At 68.6% G+C, this 22,564-nt stretch carries 16 protein-coding genes; 10 read left to right on the forward strand and 6 right to left on the reverse strand.

From position 1 onward, the window contains the following. Positions 1–30: 30 nt before the first annotated feature. Entirely contained in the window at positions 31–558 is a 528-nt protein-coding gene (locus ARC23_RS09165; RefSeq protein ID WP_057496951.1) for a hypothetical protein, read from the reverse strand. A gap of 5 nt (positions 559–563) precedes the next feature. Then, positions 564–3,002: a penicillin-binding protein 1B gene (gene mrcB, locus ARC23_RS09170; protein ID WP_057496952.1), complete on the reverse strand. Its 2,439-nt coding sequence runs from the start codon at positions 3,000–3,002 to the stop codon at positions 564–566. Positions 3,003–3,098: 96 nt separating this feature from the next. On the opposite strand from mrcB, the gene ARC23_RS09175 reads away from it, so the two are divergent. Continuing rightward, complete coding sequence (locus tag ARC23_RS09175) at positions 3,099–5,198, forward strand: glycosyltransferase (protein ID WP_057496953.1); 2,100 nt, start codon at positions 3,099–3,101, stop codon at positions 5,196–5,198. On the opposite strand, the gene ARC23_RS09180 is transcribed toward ARC23_RS09175, so the two are convergent. Both ARC23_RS09180 and ARC23_RS09185 read right to left on the reverse strand, forming a co-directional pair. Then, entirely contained in the window at positions 5,195–6,760 is a 1,566-nt protein-coding gene (locus ARC23_RS09180; protein WP_057496954.1) for a hypothetical protein, read from the reverse strand. The genes ARC23_RS09175 and ARC23_RS09180 overlap by 4 nt on opposite strands. Positions 6,761–6,790: 30 nt before the next feature. Next, positions 6,791–8,947, reverse strand: a complete 2,157-nt coding sequence (locus tag ARC23_RS09185) for a RelA/SpoT family protein (protein WP_057496955.1) — start codon at positions 8,945–8,947, stop codon at positions 6,791–6,793. A 130-nt stretch (positions 8,948–9,077) separates the two neighbouring features. Here ARC23_RS09185 and ARC23_RS09190 point away from each other — a divergent pair, with 130 nt between their 5' ends. Further along, a complete protein-coding gene (locus ARC23_RS09190) occupies positions 9,078–9,602 on the forward strand; it encodes a hypothetical protein (RefSeq protein ID WP_057496956.1) in 525 nt (174 codons plus the stop codon). Positions 9,603–9,629: 27 nt separating this feature from the next. Here ARC23_RS09190 and hrpA read toward each other — a convergent pair whose 3' ends face one another. Continuing rightward, positions 9,630–13,712 (reverse strand): ATP-dependent RNA helicase HrpA, encoded by a 4,083-nt coding sequence (hrpA, locus tag ARC23_RS09195; protein ID WP_057496957.1) that lies wholly within the window; start codon positions 13,710–13,712, stop codon positions 9,630–9,632. Positions 13,713–13,798: 86 nt separating this feature from the next. Between hrpA and ARC23_RS09200 the strand changes: the two genes are divergently transcribed. The 6 genes from ARC23_RS09200 (at position 13,799) to ARC23_RS09225 (ending at position 20,693) form a co-directional block, all read left to right on the forward strand. Further along, the gene (locus ARC23_RS09200; RefSeq protein WP_005410730.1) at positions 13,799–14,347 is read left to right on the forward strand and encodes a Dps family protein; all 549 of its coding nucleotides are present in this window, start codon (positions 13,799–13,801) and stop codon (positions 14,345–14,347) included. Between the two features lie 515 nt (positions 14,348–14,862). After that, complete coding sequence (recQ, locus tag ARC23_RS09205; protein WP_057496958.1) at positions 14,863–16,668, forward strand: DNA helicase RecQ; 1,806 nt, start codon at positions 14,863–14,865, stop codon at positions 16,666–16,668. 204 nt (positions 16,669–16,872) lie between these two features. After that, on the forward strand, positions 16,873–17,256 hold the full coding sequence (locus tag ARC23_RS09210) for a CopL family metal-binding regulatory protein (RefSeq protein WP_057496959.1): 384 nt from the start codon (positions 16,873–16,875) through the stop codon (positions 17,254–17,256). A gap of 75 nt (positions 17,257–17,331) precedes the next feature. Then, on the forward strand, positions 17,332–19,143 hold the full coding sequence (locus tag ARC23_RS09215) for a copper resistance system multicopper oxidase (RefSeq protein WP_057496960.1): 1,812 nt from the start codon (positions 17,332–17,334) through the stop codon (positions 19,141–19,143). Next, the gene (locus tag ARC23_RS09220) at positions 19,140–20,099 is read left to right on the forward strand and encodes a copper resistance protein B (RefSeq protein WP_057496961.1); all 960 of its coding nucleotides are present in this window, start codon (positions 19,140–19,142) and stop codon (positions 20,097–20,099) included. Before ARC23_RS09215 ends, ARC23_RS09220 begins: the two co-directional genes overlap by 4 nt. 81 nt (positions 20,100–20,180) lie before the next feature. Next, the gene (locus ARC23_RS09225; RefSeq protein ID WP_057496962.1) at positions 20,181–20,693 is read left to right on the forward strand and encodes a GNAT family N-acetyltransferase; all 513 of its coding nucleotides are present in this window, start codon (positions 20,181–20,183) and stop codon (positions 20,691–20,693) included. A gap of 75 nt (positions 20,694–20,768) precedes the next feature. Here the strand turns inward: ARC23_RS09225 and ARC23_RS09230 are convergent, their stop codons facing one another. After that, positions 20,769–21,089 carry a TFIIB-type zinc ribbon-containing protein gene (locus ARC23_RS09230; protein ID WP_057496963.1) on the reverse strand — a complete coding sequence of 107 codons (321 nt, stop codon included), beginning with the start codon at positions 21,087–21,089 and terminating at the stop codon, positions 20,769–20,771. A gap of 150 nt (positions 21,090–21,239) precedes the next feature. Here ARC23_RS09230 and ARC23_RS09235 point away from each other — a divergent pair, with 150 nt between their 5' ends. Then, the gene (locus ARC23_RS09235; RefSeq protein ID WP_057496964.1) at positions 21,240–22,007 is read left to right on the forward strand and encodes a CPBP family glutamic-type intramembrane protease; all 768 of its coding nucleotides are present in this window, start codon (positions 21,240–21,242) and stop codon (positions 22,005–22,007) included. A 92-nt stretch (positions 22,008–22,099) separates the two neighbouring features. Continuing rightward, positions 22,100–22,522, forward strand: coding sequence for a response regulator (locus tag ARC23_RS09240; protein WP_057496965.1), 423 nt, complete (start codon positions 22,100–22,102; stop codon positions 22,520–22,522). The last annotated feature ends 42 nt before the right edge of the window (positions 22,523–22,564 follow it).

Here is a 22,564-nt window from a genome sequence, read left to right on the forward strand (position 1 = left end):
CCACGAGGGGCTGCGCCGTTGGCTGGAAACTCAGTACCGCTTGATCCCCGGCACCGTGCAGCCTTCAATCTGCGCATGCGCCGACACCGCGTTCTCCTTCTCACCGCGCGCCAGCCGTGACTGCTCGATCGTCGCCCAGTGCCGGCGGCACAGCGGACCGGTCTTCGACCCCAGATCGACCGCCTTGCGCGCGAATGTCTCCGCCTGCGCCCACTGGCCCTGCAGCAGCGCCAGCTCGGCACGTTCCTGCAGCACTGCCGGGTCGTCGGCCACGATCTGCAACGCATGGTCCAGGCTGCTGGCCGCGCCGGCCAGATCGCTTGCCTGACGCTGCGCCTGCGCAGCCAGCCGCAGATCCTCCACCTGCGAATCACGCAGCGGTTGCACCGACAACTCCTTGTCGTCCGGACCCGCCGCCGCCTCCACCGCTGCCAGCCGCTGCGCCGGCGTGGTGGTGGCGACCGGCTTGACCACAGCAGGTGCGCTGCTCACGCAGGCGGCCAGGGCCAGGCTGAGTCCAGCCACGGACAGCGGGTGCAGCAGGTTTCGGATGTTCATCGGTTTCACCGGCTCGGAGGGGGAGTGGCCGCAGCCGGGGCTGCGGCAGGTTCTGCGGGCGGGTCCGGCTTGCGATCCAGGCCGAACCAGCTGCGCCAGCCCCCTCCCTCGCCTTCGGCGCCCTCCTGGGCCTCGGGCGAAACGGCGGGCGCACACGGCGCATAAGCGGGCGCATAGCCCACCACAAACGGGAAGCGGCGTGCACCGGGGCAGCCGTCGTCGGTGCTGTTGATACCCGTGGCCGCCACCGGCTGCCAGTCCAGCCCCTTGTTGCTGACCCGCAACGGCGCGCTCGGCAGGCGCTGGAAGATGCCTGACCACACCCGCATCGCGCCGGTGGCACCATACAGGCCGGCCTGCTCGTTCTGGTCGTTGCCGATCCAGATCACGGCCAGATGATCGCCGGTGTAGCCGGCATACCAGCTGTCGCGGCCATCGTTGGTGGTTCCGGTCTTGCCGGCCGGTTGCAGCCGGCCCAGCCCGTCGGCATTCAGGCGCTGCGCGGTACCGCTGGACACCACCTGCTGCAGGCCGACGCTGATCAGGTTGGCGGCGATCGAGTCGCCCTCCTGCGCCGGTGCCGGGGTCTTGTCATAGCGCTTGAGCAGCTTGCCCTGCGGATCGAGCACGCCACGCACCGCGTGCAGTGGCTGGATCTCGCCGCCGGACGCCAGGAACTGGTACAGCTGCGCCATCGCATACGGGCTCTGGTCGGTCGAGCCGAGGATCACCGCAGGGTTCGCTTCGGCCTTGATGCCAGCCAGCACGTGGATCAGCTGGGTCACGCGCTCGGGGCCGACCTGCATGCCCACGCGTACCGTGGCCTGGTTGTAGGAGTGGGCCAGCGCGTCGATCAGGCGCACGGTGCCATGGCTGCGGTTGTCCGCGTTGCCCGGGCTCCAGTTGCGGCCACGGCCGAGCTGCACCGTCACCGGCGAATCATCGACCCAGCTGGCCAGCGAGTAGCGATCCGGCTGCGCCAACGCCAGCAGGTACACGAACGGCTTGAGCAGCGACCCGACCGGGCGCTGCGCTTCGATGGCGCGGTTGAAGCCGACCTCGGAGACCTCACGGCTGCCGATCACCGCCAGCACGTCACCGTTGTGCACGTCGGTCAGCACCATGCCGGCCTGCAGTTCGGGGCGACGCTTGCTTTCCAGGGACTTGATGGTGCGGGTCACTGCGCCTTCGGCATAGGCCTGGGCAGACGGAGACATGCCGCTCATCACGCTCAGGCCGGCGCCCTGCAGCGCCGACTCCGGATAGTCATGGCCGAGCTGGCGGCGGACCAGGTCCACATAGGCCGGGAAGCGGTTGGCCGCCACCAGGCCCGGTGTCTTGGGCACGCCCAGCGGCGCCTTCAGGGCGCGCTGGTACTCGGCATCGTCGATCAGCGTGGCTTCGTGCAGCTTGCCCAGCACGAAGTTGCGGCGGTCCAGCGCGCGTTCGGGGTTGCGACGCGGATCATAGAACGAGGGCCCCTTCACCAGGCCGATCAGCAGTGCGATCTGTTCGGTTTCCAGCGACTGCAGGTCACGACCAAACCAGAATTCGGCGCCGGAGGACATGCCATGGATGGCCTGGCTGCCGCGCTGGCCCAGGTACACCTGGTTGAGGTAGGCCTCGAAGATGGTGCGCTTGTCATAGCGCGCCTCCATGATCAGCGCGTACAGCACTTCGTTGAACTTGCGGGTGACGGTCTGTTCCTTGCCGATGCCGAGCAGGCCGCTGCGCGCCAGCTGCTGGGTCAGCGTGGAAGCGCCCTGGCGGCTCTGGCCGCCCGAGCGCACGGTCACCCACACCGCGCGCGCGATGCCGGACAGGTCGATGCCGTGGTGGCGGTTGAAGTCCTTGTCCTCCACCGCCTGCAGGCCGGTCACCAGCAGGTCCGGCGCCTCATCCATGCGGATCAGGCGGCGTTCTTCCTGCTTCTGGCCGTACAGCGTGGCAATGCGTGCCGGGTCCAGCCGCGCAGCCTTCAGTGCCTTGCGGCTGTCGGCATCGCGCAGCGAGGCCACGCCACCGTTGGCCAGCGACAGTTCCACCCGGCGCGGGGCCACCCGGCCATCGACATCGTTGTAACCACGGCTGGAGATGACAAAACGCCCGCCGCTCACCGCATAGGTGGCCGGCTCCTTGCCCTGCCCGTCATCACGGTAGGCCGAGGCGGCCAGTTCGGTCTTCAGCGTGGCCGCGTCCATCGCCTTGCCCGGCGCAAGGACCAGCGGGCGCGCGTAGACCCGTGTCGGGATCTGCCAACGCAGCTCGCCGAAGCGCTGGGTCACCTGTTGGTTCAGGTACAGCGTGTACGGAATCAGGAAGCCCAATCCCAGCGCGACCGCCGCCATGCTCCAGGTGATCAGCCGGCGCCGCCACAGCGGGCCAGCGTCCTGCGGGTCGTCGTCGAAATCGTCGATGTCGTCGGAATCGTAGCGTCGGGGCACGGGAATGCGAGAATGTAAGGTCTGGCGAGTCTACCCCAGCCACTGCGGCTGGCGGATTCTCCCCGATTCCCCTGCTTAAGCTGGAGTTGCAACCGGATGGCGATGTCCCTGGCCGAGATCCGATACCTGATCAACCGCCTGAGCGGCCTGGCCCGGCGCAGTCTGGCCAGCCTGCGCACCCGTGGCTGGCGGGCGACTTGGCAACGGATCCGCGTCCATACCCAGCGCGCCGTCCCGGCTCCGCGCACGCCGCTGTACCTGCCACCGGCCCAGGCGTTCGCGCCGTTCGCGGTGCCGTTCAGCGAAACACCGGTGGTGAGCATCATCATCCCGGTCTACAACCACGTCGGGCACACCCTGGCCTGCCTGCGCGCGCTGGCGGCGCATCCGCCGGCCGCCGCGTGCGAGATCCTGGTCGTGGATGACGGCAGCAGCGATGCCACCGCGCAGTGGATGCCGCAGGTGGCCGGGCTGCGCTATGAAGTGCGCGCGCACAACAGCGGCTTCATCGACGCCTGCAACGATGGCGTGTCACGCGCACGCGGCCGCTACGTGGTGCTGCTCAACAACGATACGGTGCCGCAGCCGGGCTGGCTCGATGCGCTGCTGGACACCTTCGGCAGCGTGCCCGACGCCGGCCTGGTCGGCAGCCAGCTGCTGTACCCGGACGGCCGCCTGCAGGAATCGGGCGGGGTGATCTTCGCCGACGGCAGCGGCTGGAGCTATGGCCGCTTTGAGGCTGCCGACGACCCGCGCTTCGCCAGCCTGCGCGACGTCGATTACTGCTCCGGTGCCGCCGTGATGCTGCCGCGTGCGCTCTGGCAACAGCTGGGCGGCTTCGATACCCGCTACAGGCCGGCCTACTACGAAGACACCGATCTGGCCTTCAGCGTGCGCGCACAGGGCCTGCGGGTACTGGTGCAGCCGGCCAGCCGGGTGATCCACGATGAAGGCACCAGCAATGGCACCGACACTGGCAGCGGGGTGAAGGCCTACCAGGTGCGCAACCAGGCCATCTTCGCGGCCAAGTGGGCGGCTGAGCTGGCCCGCCAGCCGGCGGTCGGTGCAGTGCCCTCGCCGTCACTGCTGCTGCGTGGCCGCCGCCAGGTGCTGATCCTGGACGAAGAAGTCCCGCAGCCGGACCGCGATTCCGGCTCGCTGCGCCAGGTCAATCTGATCCGCCTGCTGCTGCAGGGCGGTGCCCATGTGGTATTCGTGCCGACCCGGCGCGAGCATGCCGGTGCCGCCACTGAAGCGCTGCAGCGGATGGGCGTGGAGGTGTGGTACGCCCCCTTCCTGGACGGTGTGGCCGGCTGGCTGCGCAGCCACGGCTCGCGGTTCGACGTGGCGATGCTGGTGCGCCATCACGTTGCCCACGAGTGCCTGCCGCTGCTCAAGCGTTACGCCCCGCAGGCACGCACCGTGTTCGATACCGTCGACCTGCACTACCTGCGCGAACGCCGCGGCGCCGAAGTAGCCGGCGATGCAACCCTGCTGCGTGCGGCCGAGCGCACGCGCAGCAGCGAGCTTGCGGTCATGGAGCAGTGCGACATCACCGTACTGGTCAGCGCGGCCGAGCGCGAGCAGCTGCAGGCCGATGCACCCGGCGTGCGCGTGGAGCTGATCTCCAACCTGCACGAAGTGGCCGGTGCCGGCGCACCTTACAGCCAGCGCCACGACCTGGTCTTTGTCGGCGGCTTCCGCCACCCGCCGAACCTGGACGGCATGACCTGGTTCATCGGCGAGGTGTTCGGACGCATCCGCGAGCGACTGCCGGAGGTGCGCCTGCACTGCATCGGCGCGGCGGCACCGGATGCATTGCTGGCGCTGGCCGAGCGCCAGCCTGGCGTGCAGATGCACGGATTCGTCGAGGACATCACGCCCTACATGGACGGTGCGCGCATCGCCATCGCGCCGCTGCGTTTCGGCGCCGGCGTGAAGGGCAAGATCAATCTGAGCATGGCCCACGGCCAACCGGTGGTGGGCACCACCTGCGCGGTCGAAGGCATGCACCTGCATCCCGGCCAGGACGTCCTGGTGGCCGACGATGCCGCCGGCTTCGCCGAGGCGGTGGTGCGCCTGTACCGGGACCCGCAGCTGTGGCAGCAGCTGTCCGATGCCGGCCTGGCCAATGTTGCCGAGCATTTCTCGCTCGATGCCGCCCGCGCGACCGTACAGCGGGTGTTCTTCGCCTAATCGGCGGGCGCGCCGGCGCGGCGCAGGCGTTCTTCGAAGGCGGGCAGCTCGGCCAGATCCGGTTGCAGTTGGCGGGCCTGCTCGACGGCGTGGCCCGCGAACGCCACATCACCGCTGCCCAGCCGCTCGCTGCCGATCGCCAGCCAGCGCTGGGCCAGCCGCAGGCGCGCAGACGGCAGGCCAGAGGCGGTCGGCGACAAGGTCTGCCAGGCCTGCAGGCAGGCCCCGGCGGCCTGGACGCGGTTCTGCCGCAGGTTGTCGTCATAGCAGCGACGGCTGGCGGGCAGCAGGCGCGCGGCGGCCGCCTTCACCCGTGCGTCCCGGGGTGCCAGCGACTGTGCCTCGCGCAGCGCGTCGAACGCACTGTGGCCGGGCGGACTGATCCATTGACCGGCGGCCTCGGCGCGCTCGATCCTGCGCAGGTGGTCGCGCAGCTGGCGCTCACGCTGGGCAGTGCCCAGCCGGGGCTGCTGCAATGCGTGCTGGGCCTGCTGCGCGCGTGACAGTCGCTGTGCCAGCTGCTGCTGTGCCGCCGGGGACGCACCCAGTGCCGCCGCCAGCGCCGCATCGCGTTGCGCGGCCTCGAACTGGAAGTCATTGGCCAGCGTCTGGCTGCGCGCCAACACCGCCTGCAGCGTCTGCTCGCGGCCGCGCTGGGCGTTGGCATCGTCCGGTGCCGCCGCCAGCACAGCCAGGAAAGCCTCGGCCGCCACCTCCAGCTGCCGCCGCCGCAAGGCGCGATGTGCCTGCTGCAACCGCTGGTCCATGGCCCGCGCCAGCGTTTCCTGGCTGGCCGGTAGATCGGCATGCCCGGCGTCGAACTGGCGTGCGCGCAGCAGCATCGCCGCCGACTCGGCCAGCGCCCCGCGCGCAGCGCGCGCACGCGCCTGCTGCAGCAGATCGCTCAGTGCGTCCTCGCGCCCTTCCAGGGCCGGCAGGTTGTCCGGTTGCAGGGCCAGGATGCGCTGGAACAAGGGCAGCGCACTGCTGTCGCCGTCATCCAGCCGCCCCGCCGCGAAGGCGTTGCGCGCCTGCGCCAGCAACGCGCCGATACCGACGCCCGCACTGCGCCGCGCCTGCAGCTGGTGCGCCACGTCATCGCCCTCTGCCTGCGGCACCTGCAGTTCGCGGGCCAACGCCAGCGCCTGTGCGCTGCCTTCCAGGTCGTCGCGCTGCAGGCGGTCACGCGCCTGCTGCAGCGCCGCCGCCCCGGTACGCGCCAGGCCCTGCCGTGCCTGCAGGCGATCACCATCGAGCGCCAGCGCGGCCTGGTAGCGCTCGCGCGCACCACTGCCATCGGCCTGGCTCAGGCGCCCTGCGGCCAGTGCACGGTCCCCTTCGGCCAGCAGTTGTTCAATCTGCGGCTCATCCCAGAACCAGTCGGCCAGCGGTCCGCGCAGCAGCACCAGCAGTACGAACACGGCCACCGCCGCGACCAGCGCCCAGCGCCAGACCCGGCGCGCATGGCGTGCCTGCAGCCACCACCAACGGCCTTCGCGGCGGACGCGGTCCAGCGCAGGATGTTCAGCGCCATGCGGGCGATGCGGAGGCTCGCGTTCCATGCGTGCAGGGTAGCCGGGGCAGCGTGAAGCTCAGCCGAGGCGACGCGCCTCGCTCACGCCCGGCAGCGCATCCAGCTTGCCCAGCAGGGTCGACAACTGGCCGTAGTCGCTCACCTTCAGGCGCAGGCGCAGGTGCGCCCGGCCGCTGTTGCGCACGTTGTCGCTATGGATATCGAGCACGTAGGCGTCTTCCTGGGCGATCAGGTTGGTGATGTCTTTCAGCAGCCAGCGGCGGTCGACGGCGTCGACCACCACGTCCACCTCGTAGCCACCGCCGGCCTGGCCCCACTCCACCGGCAGGATGCGCTGCGGGCTGGTGGCCGCCAGGCGGGCCAGCGCGGCACAGTCTGCACGGTGCACGGTGACACCCCGGCTACGGGTCAGGTAGCCGACGATCGGTTCGCCGGCCACTGGCTGGCAGCAGCGCGCCAGCTGCACCAGCAGATTGCCTACGCCCTGCACGGTGAACTTGGACTTGCCCAGGTTCTCGCGGCGCGCGGTCGGGCGCGGCAGGGCCGGTGCCGGTGCCGGTTGGCTGGCCGCACGCTCTGCCTCCAGCAGCGCCCGGCTGACCTGGTTGGGGCCGGTATCGCCCAGCGCCACCTGGATGTACAGGTCATCGACGCTGTCGGCGTGGAATTTCTTCGCCGCCAACGCCAGGTCCGAGTGCTGCAGCCCCAGTCGCTTGAGTTCGCGTTCCAGCAGCTCGCGCCCGGCCTGCACGTTGCGCGCGCGGTCCAGCTTGTGGAACCAGCTGCGTACCTTCTCGCGCGAGCGGTTGCTGGCCAGGAAGCCCAGCGCCGGCATCAGCCAGTCGCGGCGCGGGTCGGCCTCCTTGCCGGTGAGGATCTCCACGCGGTCGCCGCTGCGCAGGCGATAGGTCAGCGGCACGATGCGGCCATTGACCTTGGCCCCGCGGCAACGATGGCCGACCATGGTGTGCACCTGGTAAGCGAAATCGAGCGGAGTGGCGCCCTGCGGCAGGTCCAGCACCTCGTCCTTCGGGCTCAACGCATAGACGCGGTCTTCGGTCAGTTCGGCATCGAGCGCGCCGGCCAGTTCGTTGCCCTGCCCGTCCTGGGCCTGCTCCAGCAGCTGGCGCATCCAGGTGATCTTGCGATCGAAGGCCTTTTCCGCGCCCTTGCCGCCTTCCTTGTACTTCCAGTGCGCGGCCACACCCAGCTCGGCCTGCGAGTGCATCTCATGGGTGCGGATCTGCACTTCGATGGTGCGCCCTTCCGGGCCGACCACGGCGGTATGCAGCGAACGGTAGTCATTGGCCTTGGGCCGCGCGATGTAGTCGTCGAACTCGCTCGGTACCGGCGCCCACAGCGCATGCACCACCCCCAGCGCGGCATAGCAGGCGGCAACGTCGTCGACCATCACCCGCACCGCGCGGATGTCATACAGCTGGTCGAAGGCCAGCCGCTTCTTCTGCATCTTCCGCCAGATGCTGTAGATGTGCTTCGGGCGGCCACTGACTTCGGCCTTGATGCCCTGCGCGACCAGCTCGCGCGACAACACCTTCTTGACGTTCTCGACGTAGCGCTCGCGGGCGATGCGGGTTTCGTCCACCTCACGCGCGATGCGCCGGTAGGTTTCCGGTTCCAGGTGGCGGAACGCCAGGTCCTCCAGCTCCCACTTCAGCTGCCAGATGCCCAGGCGGTTGGCCAGGGGCGCGTGGATGTCGCGGGTGAGCTGGGCCAGCGCCCGGCGCTGCTCCTCGTCCAGCTTGTCGGCCGCCCGCATGCGCGCCAGTTGCCGGGCCAGCAGGATCGGCACCACGCGCAGGTCGCGGATGATCGCCAGCAACAGCCGGCGCAGGCCTTCGCTGTTGCGTCCCGCTTCGCGCCCGGCGTGCAGCGCCCACACCGGATCGGCCGCATCCTGGCCATCGAGCAGGCCCACCACGGCGGCCTTGTGTGCGCCCAGCGGCAACTGCTCCAGGCTGGCGCGCAGGCCGGGCAGATCGAACAGCAGTGCGGCGACCACCGCGCCTTCGTCGGCCGACAGCATCGCCAGCGCATCGAGCGTGTCACCCAGCACCGACCAGCTGGCACGCATCTGCGGGTCGCATTCCGGCGCCTGCCAGTGCTCGCGCAGGGCCTGGCGCAGCGGAGCAGGCAGCACCGCTGCCGAGGGACGGTTCAACAAGGCATCCAGGCCGGGGACGGAAGCGCGGTTCACAGCATCGAGCAGGCAAGACAGAGGCCCCTACACTAGCGCCGGCGCCGTTCAGGGACAATCACTGCGGCCACCATCACCCGGCATGAAGACATGCCGCTACACTCGCCGACACACCCAGGAGAGACCTGCCATGCCTTCGATTGCCCCGCGCGTCCGCTCACGGCTGCTGGCCTGTGCCGCCGTGCTGCTGTCCCTGTCCGCGCCCGCACTGGCCCAGCGCACGGTGGAGGGCGATCTGCAGCAGCAGATGTCGCCGGCCGAGTTCCAGGCTGCCGGCCTGGACAAGCTCAGTGCCGCCGAACTGGCCTCGCTCAACCGCTGGCTGCAGGGCAAGGTGCAGGCCGCCACCACCCAGGCCGTCGCCACCGCACGCGAGGAAGGCCGCCAGGAAGTGATCAAGAAGAACCGCGGCTTCTTCGACTTCGGCAGTGACGAGCCGATCGAAAGCACGTTGCAGGGCGAGTTCCGCGGCTTCGCCAAGGGCCGGCGCTATGTGCTGCAGAACGGGCAGGAATGGGAGCAGGTGGACGCGACCCAGTTCTCCGGCAGCGCCAGGCAGGCGCCGAAGGTGAGCATGCGCCCGGGCCTGATCGGCGTGTGGTACATGAAAGTGGACGGCGTGAACGTGCAGCCGAAGGTGCGCCGCGCCAAGTAATGCCGCCGCCGTCCTGTAGCGCCGGAATCATGCCTGGCGCAGTGCCGCGACCCGCTGCGCCAGTTTCTTCGCCGAGATCCCGGTACGCGCACCCAGCTCCTGGGCGAACAGCGATACCCGCAGTTCTTCCAGGTCCCAGCGCAACGCCTGCCACTGCGGCCGCTCACGCAGTCCCTGCTGTTCGCCGGCGGCCAGCGCCTCCAGGAACGGATGCAGTTCGAGCATCCTGGCCTGGTCGCGGGGCGGGTCACGCTTGGCGCGCTCGGTGCGCAGGATCATCGCCTTCAGGTAGCGCGGGTACTGCGCCAAGGCATCGGCCGGGGTGTCACGCAGGAAGCCAGGATGGATCAACCCGGCCAGCTGCGCTTCCATGTCGTCCAGGTTGCCACGCGCCCAGCCCATCAGCGGTGCTTCCAGCATCGGCTTGAGTTCGGCCACCAGCGCCAGGATGCTCTCGGCCAGCTTCAGCCGCGACATCGCCTCGCCGAACAGGGCCTTGGCGGCATGCTCGCGACGCTGCTCGAAGGCCGCCGCATCGCGGATGTCCTCCAGCCCCTCGGCCAGCACGGCATTCATCGCCGCATCGACCAGGTCACCGCGCAGGCGCTCCTGCGATTCAATCGCTGCGTACAACAGGCCGGTCTTGGCGCCGACCGGCAACTGCTTGCGGGCCTGCTTGACCTTCTCGGCCAGGGCGATTTCCAGCAGGCGGCGCACACCCCGTGGATGGGCCTCCTGTGCCTGCTGGCGGTCGGCGAAGATGCGCAATGCCACGCTGTCGCCCTCGTCCAGCAGCGCCGGATAGGCCGGCACGCCTGCTTCGCCAGGCACCTGCAACGGAATCGGCGTGGCCGGGAAGCTGCGCAGCCCATCGGCCGCCATCTCGCGCCCGGCACGTGCGGCAAAGGCATCGCCGGCGCGGCCGCCGAATTTCGCGCGCAACGCATCCAGGTCGCGCGAGGTCGCCAGCACCTTGCCCTGCTCGTCGCGCAGGCGCAGGTTCATGTGCAGGTGCGGTTCGATCGACGCCGGCTCGAAGTCAGTGGCCGCTACGGTGGCGCCCGTTGCGCGTGACAGGAAGCGCGCCAGTTCACCGGTGATGGCATCGGCGCTGGGCTGCGGAAACGCTTCGAAGAAGGCTCGCGCGAAGTCCGGTGCCGGTACGTAGTTGCGGCGCATCGCCTTGGGCAGGCTGCGGATCAGGGCCGAGGCCTTGTCGGCCACGAAGCCCGGCGCCAGCCAGCCCAGCTGCACCGGGTCCAGTGCGTTGAGCAGGTGCAGCGGCACGTCCAGGGTCACGCCATCGTCGTCCGCGCCCGGCTCGAAACGGTAGTGCAGTGGCAACCGCGCCTGGCCCAGCGCCAGGTACTTCGGGTAGCGTTCCTGCTCGCTGCCCTCGCCGGGCAGCAGATCGGCCAGGCTCCAGTGCAGGGCCTTGCGCTGTTCCGGTGGCAGTGCCTTCCACCATGTATCCAGGCCTGCGGCCGAATGGATCTGCGGCGGCACCCGGTCCAGGTACCAGCGCGCCTGCCAGTTGTCATCGGCGACGATGCCGGCCCGGCGCAGCTTGGCCTCCTCCTCGCGGGCGACCTCCAGCACCTTCTGGTTGTCGGCCACGAAGCTGGCGCGGGTGTTGATCTCGCCGGTCACCAGCGCCTGGCGCACGAAGATGTCGTGGGCCTCCACCGGCTCGATGCGGCCGTAGTGCACCGGCTTCTTCGGCGCCAGTACCAGCCCGAACAGGCTGATCTGCTCGGACGCCAGCACCTGGCCCTGCGCGCGCGACCAGTGCGGGTCGAAGTGCTTGCGCAGCAGCAGGTGCGGCAGCTCGGCGATCACCCAGTCCGGCTCGATCGCGGCCAGGGTCATGCCCCACACCTTCTGCGTATCCAGCAGGTTGGCCGCCAGCAGCCACGGCGGCGGCCGCTTGGACAGGGCCGAACCCGGGAACGGCAGGAAACGACGCTGGCGCGGCGCCTGGAAATCGCCTTTCTCGGTGCGGTGGCCGATCTGCGTCGGCAGGCCCGCCACCAGCGCCCGGTGCAGGGTCTGGTAGGCGGCAGCGCGGACGCGCTCACTGAAACCGCCGCCGGCGGGCGCCTGTTCCTTCTGTGCGCGCACGGCCACCGGCGCCGGCGCCGCTTCGGCCTTGCCTTCGCGGGCCAGGCGCGCGGCGCGGTGCAGCTGGCCACGCGTGGCTTTCACTGCGGCCGCGTCATCGCGCGCCGCAGCCGGCGCACTGCTGCCGGCCAGCAACGGCGCCATCGAGGCCTCGCTGGCCTCTTCCTTCCAGCTCAGTTCCTCGCACAGCAGGCGCAGCTGGCGATGCAGCTCGCGCCACTCGCGCATGCGCAGGAAGCCGAGGAAATGACGGCCGCACCAGTCGCGCAGCTTGGACTGGGTCAGGTCTTCATGGGCTTGACGGTAGGCATCCCACAGGCGCAGCACGCCAACGAACTCGGAACGACCATCGGCGAACTGCGCATGCGCGCTGTCGGCCGCACCGCGTGCTTCGGGCGGACGTTCGCGCGGGTCCTGGATGCCCAGGAACGAGGCGATCACCAGCATCGGCCGCAGGCAGCCGGCGGCCTGCGCGGCGACCAGCATGCGCGCCAGCTTCACGTCCACCGGCAGGCGTGCCATCTGCTTGCCGATGGTGGTCATGCGCCGCTCGGCGTCGATCGCACCCAGTTCGGTCAGCTGCTGCCAGCCATCGGCCACCGCACGCTCGTCCGGCGCTTCCAGGAACGGAAACTCCTCGATGCGGCCCAGGCCCAGCTGCAGCATGCGCAGGATCACCCCGGCCAGGCTGGAGCGGCGGATTTCCGGATCGGTGAACGCCGGCCGCGCCTGGAAATCGGCTTCGGCGTACAGGCGGTAACAGATGCCCTCGGCGATACGACCGCAGCGGCCCTTGCGCTGGTTGGCGCTTGCCTGCGAGATCGGCTCGATGTGCAGGCGGTCCAGCTTGTTGCGCGGGCTGTAGCGCTTGACGCGGGCGAAGCCCGGATCGACCACGTAACGGATGCGCGGCACCGTCAGCGAGGTTTCGGCCACGTTGGTGGCCAGCACGATGCGCCGGTTCGGGCCCGGGTTGAATACCCGGTCCTGGTCCTGGTTGGACAGGCGCGCGTACAGCGGCAGCACCTCGGTATTGCGGTACCTGCGCCGTTCCAGCGACTGATGCGCATCGCGGATCTCGCGCTCGCCGGGCAGGAAGATCAGCACATCACCGCGTGCATCCAGGCGGGTGATCTCGTCGATGGCCGACACGATGGCGTCGTTGACGGTGCGTTCGCCCTGGTCTTCGCCCTCGCCTTCCAGCGCGCGGTAGCGCACTTCCACCGGGTAGGTACGGCCTTCGACGCTGATCACCGGCGCATTGTCGAAATGCTGGGCGAAGCGTTCGGTGTCGATGGTGGCCGAGGTGACGATCAGCTTCAGGTCAGGGCGCTTGCGCAGCAGCTGCTTCAGGTAGCCCAGCAGGAAGTCGATGTTGAGACTGCGCTCGTGCGCCTCGTCGACAATGATCGTGTCGTAGTTCGACAGCCAGCGGTCGCTGGCGATCTCCGCCAGCAGGATGCCGTCGGTCATGAACTTGATGCGGCTGTCGTCGCTGACCTTGTCGTTGAAGCGCACCTGGTAACCCACCAGCTGGCCCAGTTCACTCTGCAGTTCCTGTGCGACACGGCTGGCCACCGCACGTGCGGCAATCCGTCGCGGCTGCGTGCAACCGATCATGCCGGCCTGGCCACGGCCCGCGGCCAGGCACAGTTTCGGCAGCTGGGTGGTCTTGCCCGAGCCGGTTTCACCAGCAATCACCACGACCTGGTGGTCGCGGATCAGCCCGATGATGGCGTCGGCTTCACGCGCAATCGGCAGCTGCGGGTCCAGAGTAATGGACGGCTGTTGCTGCGCCCGTACCTGCCGGCGCTGCACAGACGCCTGCAAGGCCTGCTCGAAGGTGGCGGCCAGTGCCGCATCCTGTGGCTTGGCCTGGCAACGCGAGAGCATCCCCAGCAAACGGCCCCGGTCGCGGCTCATGGCGCCGTCGATGGCGGCGCGCTGTTGGCGCAGGCGGGGCGATGGATTTTTATCGATAGAGTTCATCAATCGGTTCGTTCAAAACTTTGAAAGCGACCAGTCATCACGACCGGTTTATTGTGAAGGCCAACGATTCCACAAGGAGGAACCCCATGGCGAAGACCAAGAGCACGACCAAGGCCAAGACCGGCAAGCAGAAGCTTGCAGCGGCGGCACCGTCGGCGCCGAACATCGATATCGGGATCACCCAGGGCGACCGCAAGAAGATCGCCGACGGTCTGTCGCGTTTCCAGGCTGACGCGTTCACGCTCTACCTGAAGACGCACAACTTCCACTGGAACGTGACCGGGTCGATGTTCAACTCGCTGCACACCATGTTCGAGACGCAGTACACCGAGCAGTGGGCGGCACTGGACGACGTGGCCGAGCGCATCCGCGCGCTGGGCTTCAATGCCCCGGGCTCCTACCGGGAATTTGCTGCGCTGACCTCGATCGCCGAGGAACCGGGCCTGACCGACAGTGCGGACTGGCGTGAAATGGTACGCCAGTTGGTGGTCGCCAACGAAGCAGTCTGCCGTACGGCACGTGAAGTGCTGGAGGTGGCGGCCAAGGGCGACGACGCCCCGACCGAGGATCTGATGACCCAGCGCCTGCAGACCCACGAGAAGTACGCGTGGATGCTGCGCTCCCTGCTGCAGTAAGGGTTGAGGGGGCTTCGGCAGGGCTGCGCCCTGCACCCGCAGAGGCAACTGCCACGGCAACGGCAACAGCCGGAGCAAAAGCGGGTTTCCTGTGGGTTGGCGGGGTAGGTCCGGTTGCGGGGGACGCCGTGAATACGTCCATGTAGGCTCGGTCGCGCCATCCATGGCGCTCACGCCCCCGCAACCGGACCCACCCCGCCTTCGACAGTTTTCCGCGATCTGCCAGCAAAGCCATTGGGGTCAGATCCGTTTTCCGCAGGAAAACGGGATCTGACCCCATTTTGTTTGTCGATATCTGACAGATTTCATCCACGCATGGTGGATCTACCCGCCACCGGGCCAGGTCTGGGGGAGAGCCCCCTGAGTCAGGGGGCGGACGCGAAGCGGCGGGGGTCTGGGAGCTGGTAAGTGGGGCCCCGCGTTTCGCGCAGCGAAGCGTGGGAGCGGCAGCGCGCATGCGATGGCGCGTTCCCAGGGCGCAGCCCTGCCGACGCCCGCCGGGGTAAACTAACCGGATGGCTTCCCGTCCCGCGCACGACCTGCTTCAACGCGTCTTTGGTTACGACGATTTCCGTGGTCCGCAGCAGGACATCGTGGAGCATGTGGCTGCCGGTCACGATGCCCTGGTGCTGATGCCCACCGGCGGCGGCAAGTCGCTGTGCTACCAGGTGCCGGCCCTGCTGCGTGACGGTTGCGGCATCGTCATCTCGCCATTGATCGCGCTGATGCAGGACCAGGTCGAAGCCCTGCGCCAGCTCGGCGTGCGCGCCGAGTACCTGAACTCGACGTTGGATGCCGAGACCGCTGGCCGCGTCGAGCGCGAACTGCTCGCCGGCGAGCTGGACATGCTCTATGTCGCCCCCGAGCGGCTGCTGACCGGCCGCTTCCTGTCGCTGCTGTCGCGCAGCCACATCGCCCTGTTCGCCATCGACGAAGCACACTGCGTGTCGCAGTGGGGCCATGATTTCCGCCCCGAGTACCGCCAGTTGACGGTGCTGCACGAGCGCTGGCCGCAGATTCCGCGGATCGCACTGACCGCCACTGCCGACCCGCCGACCCAGCGCGAGATCGCCGAGCGCCTCGATCTGCAGGAAGCGCGTCACTTCGTCAGTTCCTTCGACCGCCCCAACATCCGCTATACCGTGGTGCAGAAGGACAACGCCCGCAAGCAGCTGACCGACTTCCTGCGCGGCCACCGTGGCGAGGCCGGCATCGTCTACTGCATGTCGCGGCGCAAGGTGGAGGAAACCGCTGAATTCCTCTGCGGCCAGGGCTTCAACGCCCTGCCCTACCATGCCGGCCTGCCGCCGGAGGTGCGGGCCAACAACCAGCGCCGCTTCCTGCGCGAGGACGGCATCGTGATGTGCGCCACCATCGCCTTCGGCATGGGCATCGACAAGCCGGACGTTCGCTTCGTTGCGCACACCGACCTGCCCAAATCGATGGAGGGCTACTACCAGGAGACCGGCCGCGCCGGCCGCGATGGCGAAACCGCCGAAGCGTGGCTGTGCTACGGCCTGGGCGATGTGGTGCTGCTCAAGCAGATGATCGAGCAGTCCGAGGCCGGCGAAGAACGCAAGCAGCTGGAACGGGCCAAGCTCGATCATCTGCTGGGCTACTGTGAATCCATGCAGTGCCGTCGCCAGGTGCTGCTGGCCGGCTTCGGTGAGACCTATCCGCAGCCCTGCGGCAACTGCGACAACTGCCTGACCCCACCGGCTTCGTGGGATGCCACCATTGCCGCGCAGAAGGCGCTGAGCTGCGTCTACCGCAGTGGCCAGCGCTTCGGCGTCGGCCACCTGATCGACATCCTGCGCGGCAGCGAGAACGAGAAGATCAAGCAGCAGGGCCACGACAAGCTGAGCACCTATGGCATCGGCCGCGATCTGGATGCACGCACCTGGCGCAGCGTGTTCCGCCAGCTGGTGGCCGCCAGCCTGCTGGAAGTGGACAGCGAGGGTCACGGTGGCCTGCGCCTGACCGATGCCAGCCGCGCAGTGCTGACCGGCCGCCGCCAGATCAGCATGCGCCGCGATCCGGCCAGCAGCACCACCGGGCGCGAGCGCAGTGCGCAGCGCACCGGCCTGTCGGTGCTGCCGCAGGACCTGGCCCTGTTCAACGCCCTGCGCGGCCTGCGTGCCGAACTGGCCCGCGAGCAGAACGTGCCGGCCTTCGTGATCTTCCACGACAGCACCCTGCGCAACATCGCCGAACAGCGCCCGACCAGCCTGGACGAACTGGCCCGGGTCGGTGGCATTGGCGGCACCAAGCTGAGCCGCTACGGCCCGCGCCTGGTCGAGATCGTGCGCGAAGAGGGCTGACGGTATCGCGTTGCCGCGCTGCGCGGCCGTCGCGCGGGGTGCCCACTGCGCCCGGGCGCCCCTGTAGAGCCGAGCCCACGCTCGGCGGCCCCTGCGCGAACAGCAGCCGAGCGCGGGCTCGGCCCTGCATTGGTGCAGGTCCAATCTTGAACACGCCATTCAGCAACAAGTGCATCCGCGCCCGCTTGCGGCTAAATTGACGCCATGTCCCTCGCCTCGACCCTGCTGCGTGTCGTGCTCATGCTCAGCCTGTTGCTCAACGGGCTGAACGCGGCCATGGCCAGTGGCCACGAGGACAGGGGGCGGGTGGCGCACGCCGTTGCCGCCACTGTTGATGGCGGCACCCCCGACTGCCACCACCACGCCGGCATGCAGGCCGATCCGGCCCCGCAGGCCCAGGCCCCGGCCCACGACGCCCACTGCCAGATCAAGGACTGCGTGCGCAGCTGTGCCCAGCACCCGTTGCTGGTCGTGCAGCCGTTGCCGTACCTGGCGGGCCCCGGCCTGTCGCTGGCCCCGCAGCCGATGCCGGCCAATGGCCGCCCGGCGCCGCCACTGCCGCCGATCTCGCGCCCTCCCATCGGTTGATTCCCCACGCAGCGTGCGCACTGCGCACCGGAGCCGGCGGCCTGCCGGCGTCTTTCCGTGTCTGGAGTCATCCTCATGAATACCCGTAATCCCCCCGGCCCGGGCGCCCTGCCCATGCCGTCGCGCCGCCTGTTCGTACAGGGGCTGGCCGCCGGTGGCGTGGTCGCCGGCATTGCTGCCGTCGGCGTGCCGCAGCGCGCGCTTGCCGCGGCCACTGCCACCCCACGCCTGGCCGGCGCCCCGGCCGTGCTCAGCGATACCCGCATCGAACTGGCCATCGGCGAATCGCTGGCCAATTTCACCGGCCGTACCCGACCGGCGATCACCGTCAACGGCTCGCTGCCGGCACCGATCCTGCGCTGGCGCGAAGGCCAGACGGTGGATCTGTTCGTGCGCAACACCCTGGACCGCCACCCGACCTCGATCCACTGGCACGGCATCCTGCTGCCGGCCAACATGGACGGCGTGCCCGGCCTGAGCTTCAACGGCATCGGCCCCGGCGAGACCTACCACTACCACTTCGACCTCAAGCAGTCGGGCACCTACTGGTACCACAGCCACTCGATGTTCCAGGAGCAGGCCGGCCTGTACGGCGCGCTGATCATCGACCCGGCCGAACCGGCGCCCTATCACCACGACCGCGAGCACGTGATCATGCTCTCGGACTGGACCGACCTGGATCCGGGCGCACTGTTCCGGCGCATGAAGAAGCTCGCCGAGCACGACAACTACTACAAGCGCACGCTGCCGGATTTCCTGCGTGACGTGAAGCGCGATGGCTGGTCGGCCGCGCTGTCCGACCGCGGCATGTGGGGGCGGATGCGGATGACGCCCACCGACATCTCCGACATCAACGCGCACACCTACACCTACCTGATGAACGGCACCGCGCCGGCCGGCAACTGGACCGGGCTGTTCCGCAGCGGCGAGAAGGTGCTGCTGCGCTTCATCAACGGCGCCTCGATGACCTACTTCGACGTGCGTATTCCCGGCCTGAAAATGACCGTGGTCGCCGCCGACGGCCAGTACATCCATCCGGTCAGCATCGACGAGTTCCGCATCGCTCCGGCCGAGACCTACGACGTGCTGGTCGAGCCCAGCGGCCAGGACGCGTTCACCATCTTCTGCCAGGACATGGGCCGCACCGGCTTCGCCGCCGGCACCCTGGCGGTGCGCCACGGGCTGCAGGCCCCGATACCCGCGCGTGACCCACGCCCGTTGCTGACGATGAGCGACATGGGCCATGACATGGGCGCGGGTGGCCATGCTGGCCACGACATGGCCGCGATGAAGGGCATGGAAGGCGGCTGCGGCGCCAGCATGGGCCACGGTGCGCACGGCGGTGGCGATGCTGCCGGCAAGGCACCGAGGCACCCGGCCAGCGAGCGCAACAACCCGCTGGTGGACATGCAGAGCTCGGCTACCGGACCGAAGCTGGACGACCCCGGCATCGGCCTGCGCGACAATGGCCGCCAGGTGCTGACCTACGGCGCGATGCGCAGCCTGTTCGAAGACCCGGATGGACGTGAACCGGGCCGCGAGATCGAACTGCACCTGACCGGGCACATGGAGAAATTCTCCTGGTCGTTCGATGGTATTCCGTTTGCCAGCGCCGAGCCGCTGCGGCTGAATTACGGCGAGCGCATGCGCATCGTGCTGGTCAACGACACCATGATGCAGCACCCGATCCACCTGCACGGCGTGTGGAGCGATCTGGAGAACGCGCAGGAGGAATTCCAGGTGCGCAAGCACACCATCGACATGCCGCCGGGCACCCGCCGCAGCTACCGCGTGCGCGCCGATGCGCTTGGCCGTTGGGCCTACCACTGCCATCTGCTGTATCACATGGAAGCGGGCATGATGCGCGAAGTGAGGATCGAAGAATGAGCCGCTCACTGCTTTCCCCCAGCCTGCTGGCGCTGGGCCTGGCTGCTGCACTGCCGGTGTTCGCACAATCGCATGCCGGGCATGACATGGGCGCGATGGCGCCACCGGCGAAGACCGCGACGCCGGCGACGTCCGCGACCGAACCGGTCGATCATTCGAAGATGGACCACTCGACGATGGACCATTCGACGATGGACCATTCAACAATGGACCACGCAGCGATGGGGCACGGCGCGCCCGCACCAACCGAACCGCGCGAACCCATCCCGGTGCCCACCGATGCCGACCGCGCCGCAGCCTTCCCGCCGATTGCCCATGGCGCGATGGAGCATGCGCCGGAGATCAACAGCCTGCTGCTGATCGACCGCCTCGAACACTGGGACGGCAAGGACAGCAACGGACAGGCCTGGGAGGCCACCGGCTGGGTCGGTGGCAACATCAACCGCCTGTGGCTGCGCACCGATGGCGAACGCAGCAAGGGCCGCACCGAGTCATCGGCCGTTGAAGCCCTGTATGGCCGCAGTGTGTCGCCGTGGTGGGACGTGCTGGTGGGCGTGCGCCAGGACTTCCGGCCGGCCGACTCGCGCACCTGGGCGGCGCTCGGCATCCAGGGCCTGGCGCCGTACAAGTTCGAAAGCTCGGCGACGCTGTACCTGGGTTCCGGTGGCCAGGTACTGGCCAAGGCCGAAATCGAGTACGACGTGCTGCTGACCAATCGCCTGATCCTGCAGCCGTTGCTGGAAGCCACCGTGGCGGCCAAGGATGAACCGGAGTCCGGCATCGGCCGCGGCCTGAACAAGGTGGAAGCCGGGCTGCGCCTGCGTTATGAGTTCAGCCGCCGCTTCGCGCCGTACATCGGCATCAGCCACGAACGCACGTTTGGCGACACCGCCGATTATGCCGGGGACCACGCGCGCGACACGCGCTGGGTGGCCGGCGTGCGCATGTGGTTCTGAGCAGCGTCAGGTGAGCAGTAGCCGGCCCCGGCAGCCGCCGGGGCCGGCTACACTGCGCCACGTTCCAATGCAGGTTCCACCATGTCGTTGCAGATCCGCCGCGCCACCCTGGCCGATGTCGATGCGCTGTCGGCCATCGCCATCACCACCTACAACGAAACCTGGGGCGACTCCTATCCGCCGCAGGAGCTGCACGATTTCCTGCAGGCGCACTACAGCAGCGAACCGCAGCGCATCGAACTGTCCGACCCACGCAGTGCCATCTGGCTGCTGATGGACGGCGACGCCGTGGTCGGCTACCTGGCCGCCGGTGCCAACACCCTGCCACATGCCGAGGCCCGCGAGGGCGACATCGAACTGAAGCGTTTCTACATCCTGGCCGCCTACCAGAACGGCGGCCATGGCGCGCGCCTGATGGACGCGTTCATGGCCTGGCTGGACCAGCCGCAACGCCGCACCCTGTGGGTGGGCGTATGGGAAGAGAACTTCGGCGCGCAACGCTTCTACGCGCGCTACGGTTGCAGCAAGGTGGGCGAGTACGACTTCATCGTCGGCGACACCCGCGACCGCGAGTTCATCCTGCGGCGGCCGTGATCACGTCTTTCTAGAGTCGAGCCATGCTCGACTATGGCCTGCAACATCCAGTCGAGCATGGCTCGACTCTACAGGTCAGAAATCAAACAGCTCCGACAGGAAGCTGTCCTTCTTCTTTTTCCTGTGCCCCTGGCCATACTGCTGGCCACGATTGTCCTCGTAGCGCTGGCCGAGATGGCGGGTATCACGATGCATCACCGGCGGCGGCGTGGAGGCCGGCTGCTGCGGTACAGGCGCAGGCGGCGGCACGGCTGCACCTGCACCGGCGCGTTCGATGATCTTGTCCAGCTCGCCACGATCCAGCCACACGCCACGGCAGCCGGGGCAGTAATCGATCTCGATGCCATGGCGTTCGGCCATCTGCAGGGTCTGGGTCGTGCACACGGGGCACAGCATGGGCCTGGCTCCTGAAGGTCTGGCAACGACTCTACCTGCCCACGGATGACTGTGCGGCAACACATGACCGATGGCACAAGGACTTCCGGCGCGTGCCAACGTGCCCAGCGGCCTTCCACACTGCACACTGGTTCCGCAGGGAGTGCGTGCATGACCGTTCTGTCCCGCCTGCCCAACGGCGCGCGCCTGCTGCTGGTGCTGCTCGGCGTCGGCCTGGGCCTGAATCTGCGCGATGTCGCGGCGGCCGCAGGCGCGCCGATTCCCGCCTTGCCCATTCCGTACGGCGGCAGCTTGCTCGACAACGCACTGGCCGTGCTGCTGGCGCTGCTGCTGGCCGCACTGCTGCGCCCCCGTGGGATGGGCCTGATGGCCAGCCTCGGCCTGCATGGGAAGGATTGGCGCGGATCGTTGTGGGTGCTGCTGGCCAGTCTGCCCTGCTGGCTGGGCCTGGCGCTGCTGGGCACGCCCAACACCGCACTGACCGCCCTGGATGCAACGATGCTCGCCCTGCTGTTCCCGCTGGCCGAGGAAGTGCTGTTCCGCGGCCTGGGTTTCATCGTGCTGGTGAAGATCGTGCGCGGCCCGTGGCCCTTGCTTGCGCTGCCGCAGGCACTGCTGTTCGGTTGGGTGCACTGGCTGGGGTTCGGCGGCTTCGACGGCGGTGGCACTGCCCTGTTTGTCGGCGCGGTGATCGCACTGGGCGGCTTCATCTTCGCCTGGCTCGACCACCTGGACGGCGACACCCTGTGGTGTGGCCTGGTGCTGCACGTATCGATGAACCTGGCCTGGAATGTGTTCAGCCTGGACGACGCCGTCGCGCTCGGCTGGCAGGCCACCAGCCTGCGCATCGGCACCGCGCTGCTGGCGGTGGTGGTGCTGGCCTGGCAGGTGCGCCGCCGGCACCCGCGCCCGCTGTAACGCCCACTTAGCCTGGCGTGCACGCCGGGATCACCCCCGGCTTGCGCATACTTGCGCGCCTTTTCATTGCTGCTTTCCGGAGCTGTAGCGTCATGTTGCTGTCCAAGCGCCACGTTGAACCCCGCGTCCTGCTGATCGAGGATGCCGAGGAAACCCGCGAGCTGAGCCGTCTTGCGCTGGAAAGCCAGGCCTGCCACGTGGTGGGCGTGAGCTCGGCCGAAGCGGCACTGGGCCTGCTGGCGGCCGGTGAGCGTTTCGACCTGCTGTTCACCGATGTCAATCTGGGCGCGATCAGCGGTATTGAAGCCGCCAACCAGGTGCGCGGGCTGTATCCGCACCTGCCGATCCTGGTGACCTCCGGCATGGACCAGCATCAGGTACTGCCGCAGTTGCGCGACGGCATCCACTTCCTGCCCAAGCCGTACAACATGAGCGAACTGCTCGACGCCATCCGGCTGTGCTTCCGGCACGCCGATGTGGGCGTGTTGACCGGGCCGGATGCACAGGCGGCGTGAGGCGTTCATCCACGCATGGCGTGGACCCACTGATTTCACTTC

The sequence above is a fragment of the Stenotrophomonas beteli genome (assembly GCF_001431665.1).
GTDB classification, from domain to species: domain Bacteria; phylum Pseudomonadota; class Gammaproteobacteria; order Xanthomonadales; family Xanthomonadaceae; genus Stenotrophomonas; species Stenotrophomonas beteli.

What these genes read in the sequence shown, in the direction of transcription:
- ARC23_RS09165 (WP_057496951.1), bottom strand. Translation starts at nt 558, where the DNA reads ATGAACATCCGAAACCTGCTGCACCCGCTGTCCGTGGCTGGACTCAGC.
- ARC23_RS09175 (WP_057496953.1), top strand. Translation starts at nt 3,099, where the DNA reads ATGGCGATGTCCCTGGCCGAGATCCGATACCTGATCAACCGCCTGAGC.
- ARC23_RS09180 (WP_057496954.1), bottom strand. Translation starts at nt 6,760, where the DNA reads ATGGAACGCGAGCCTCCGCATCGCCCGCATGGCGCTGAACATCCTGCG.
- ARC23_RS09190 (WP_057496956.1), top strand. Translation starts at nt 9,078, where the DNA reads ATGCCTTCGATTGCCCCGCGCGTCCGCTCACGGCTGCTGGCCTGTGCC.
- hrpA (WP_057496957.1), bottom strand. Translation starts at nt 13,712, where the DNA reads ATGAACTCTATCGATAAAAATCCATCGCCCCGCCTGCGCCAACAGCGC.
- ARC23_RS09200 (WP_005410730.1), top strand. Translation starts at nt 13,799, where the DNA reads ATGGCGAAGACCAAGAGCACGACCAAGGCCAAGACCGGCAAGCAGAAG.
- recQ (WP_057496958.1), top strand. Translation starts at nt 14,863, where the DNA reads ATGGCTTCCCGTCCCGCGCACGACCTGCTTCAACGCGTCTTTGGTTAC.
- ARC23_RS09210 (WP_057496959.1), top strand. Translation starts at nt 16,873, where the DNA reads ATGTCCCTCGCCTCGACCCTGCTGCGTGTCGTGCTCATGCTCAGCCTG.
- ARC23_RS09215 (WP_057496960.1), top strand. Translation starts at nt 17,332, where the DNA reads ATGAATACCCGTAATCCCCCCGGCCCGGGCGCCCTGCCCATGCCGTCG.
- ARC23_RS09220 (WP_057496961.1), top strand. Translation starts at nt 19,140, where the DNA reads ATGAGCCGCTCACTGCTTTCCCCCAGCCTGCTGGCGCTGGGCCTGGCT.
- ARC23_RS09225 (WP_057496962.1), top strand. Translation starts at nt 20,181, where the DNA reads ATGTCGTTGCAGATCCGCCGCGCCACCCTGGCCGATGTCGATGCGCTG.
- ARC23_RS09230 (WP_057496963.1), bottom strand. Translation starts at nt 21,089, where the DNA reads ATGCTGTGCCCCGTGTGCACGACCCAGACCCTGCAGATGGCCGAACGC.
- ARC23_RS09235 (WP_057496964.1), top strand. Translation starts at nt 21,240, where the DNA reads ATGACCGTTCTGTCCCGCCTGCCCAACGGCGCGCGCCTGCTGCTGGTG.
- ARC23_RS09240 (WP_057496965.1), top strand. Translation starts at nt 22,100, where the DNA reads ATGTTGCTGTCCAAGCGCCACGTTGAACCCCGCGTCCTGCTGATCGAG.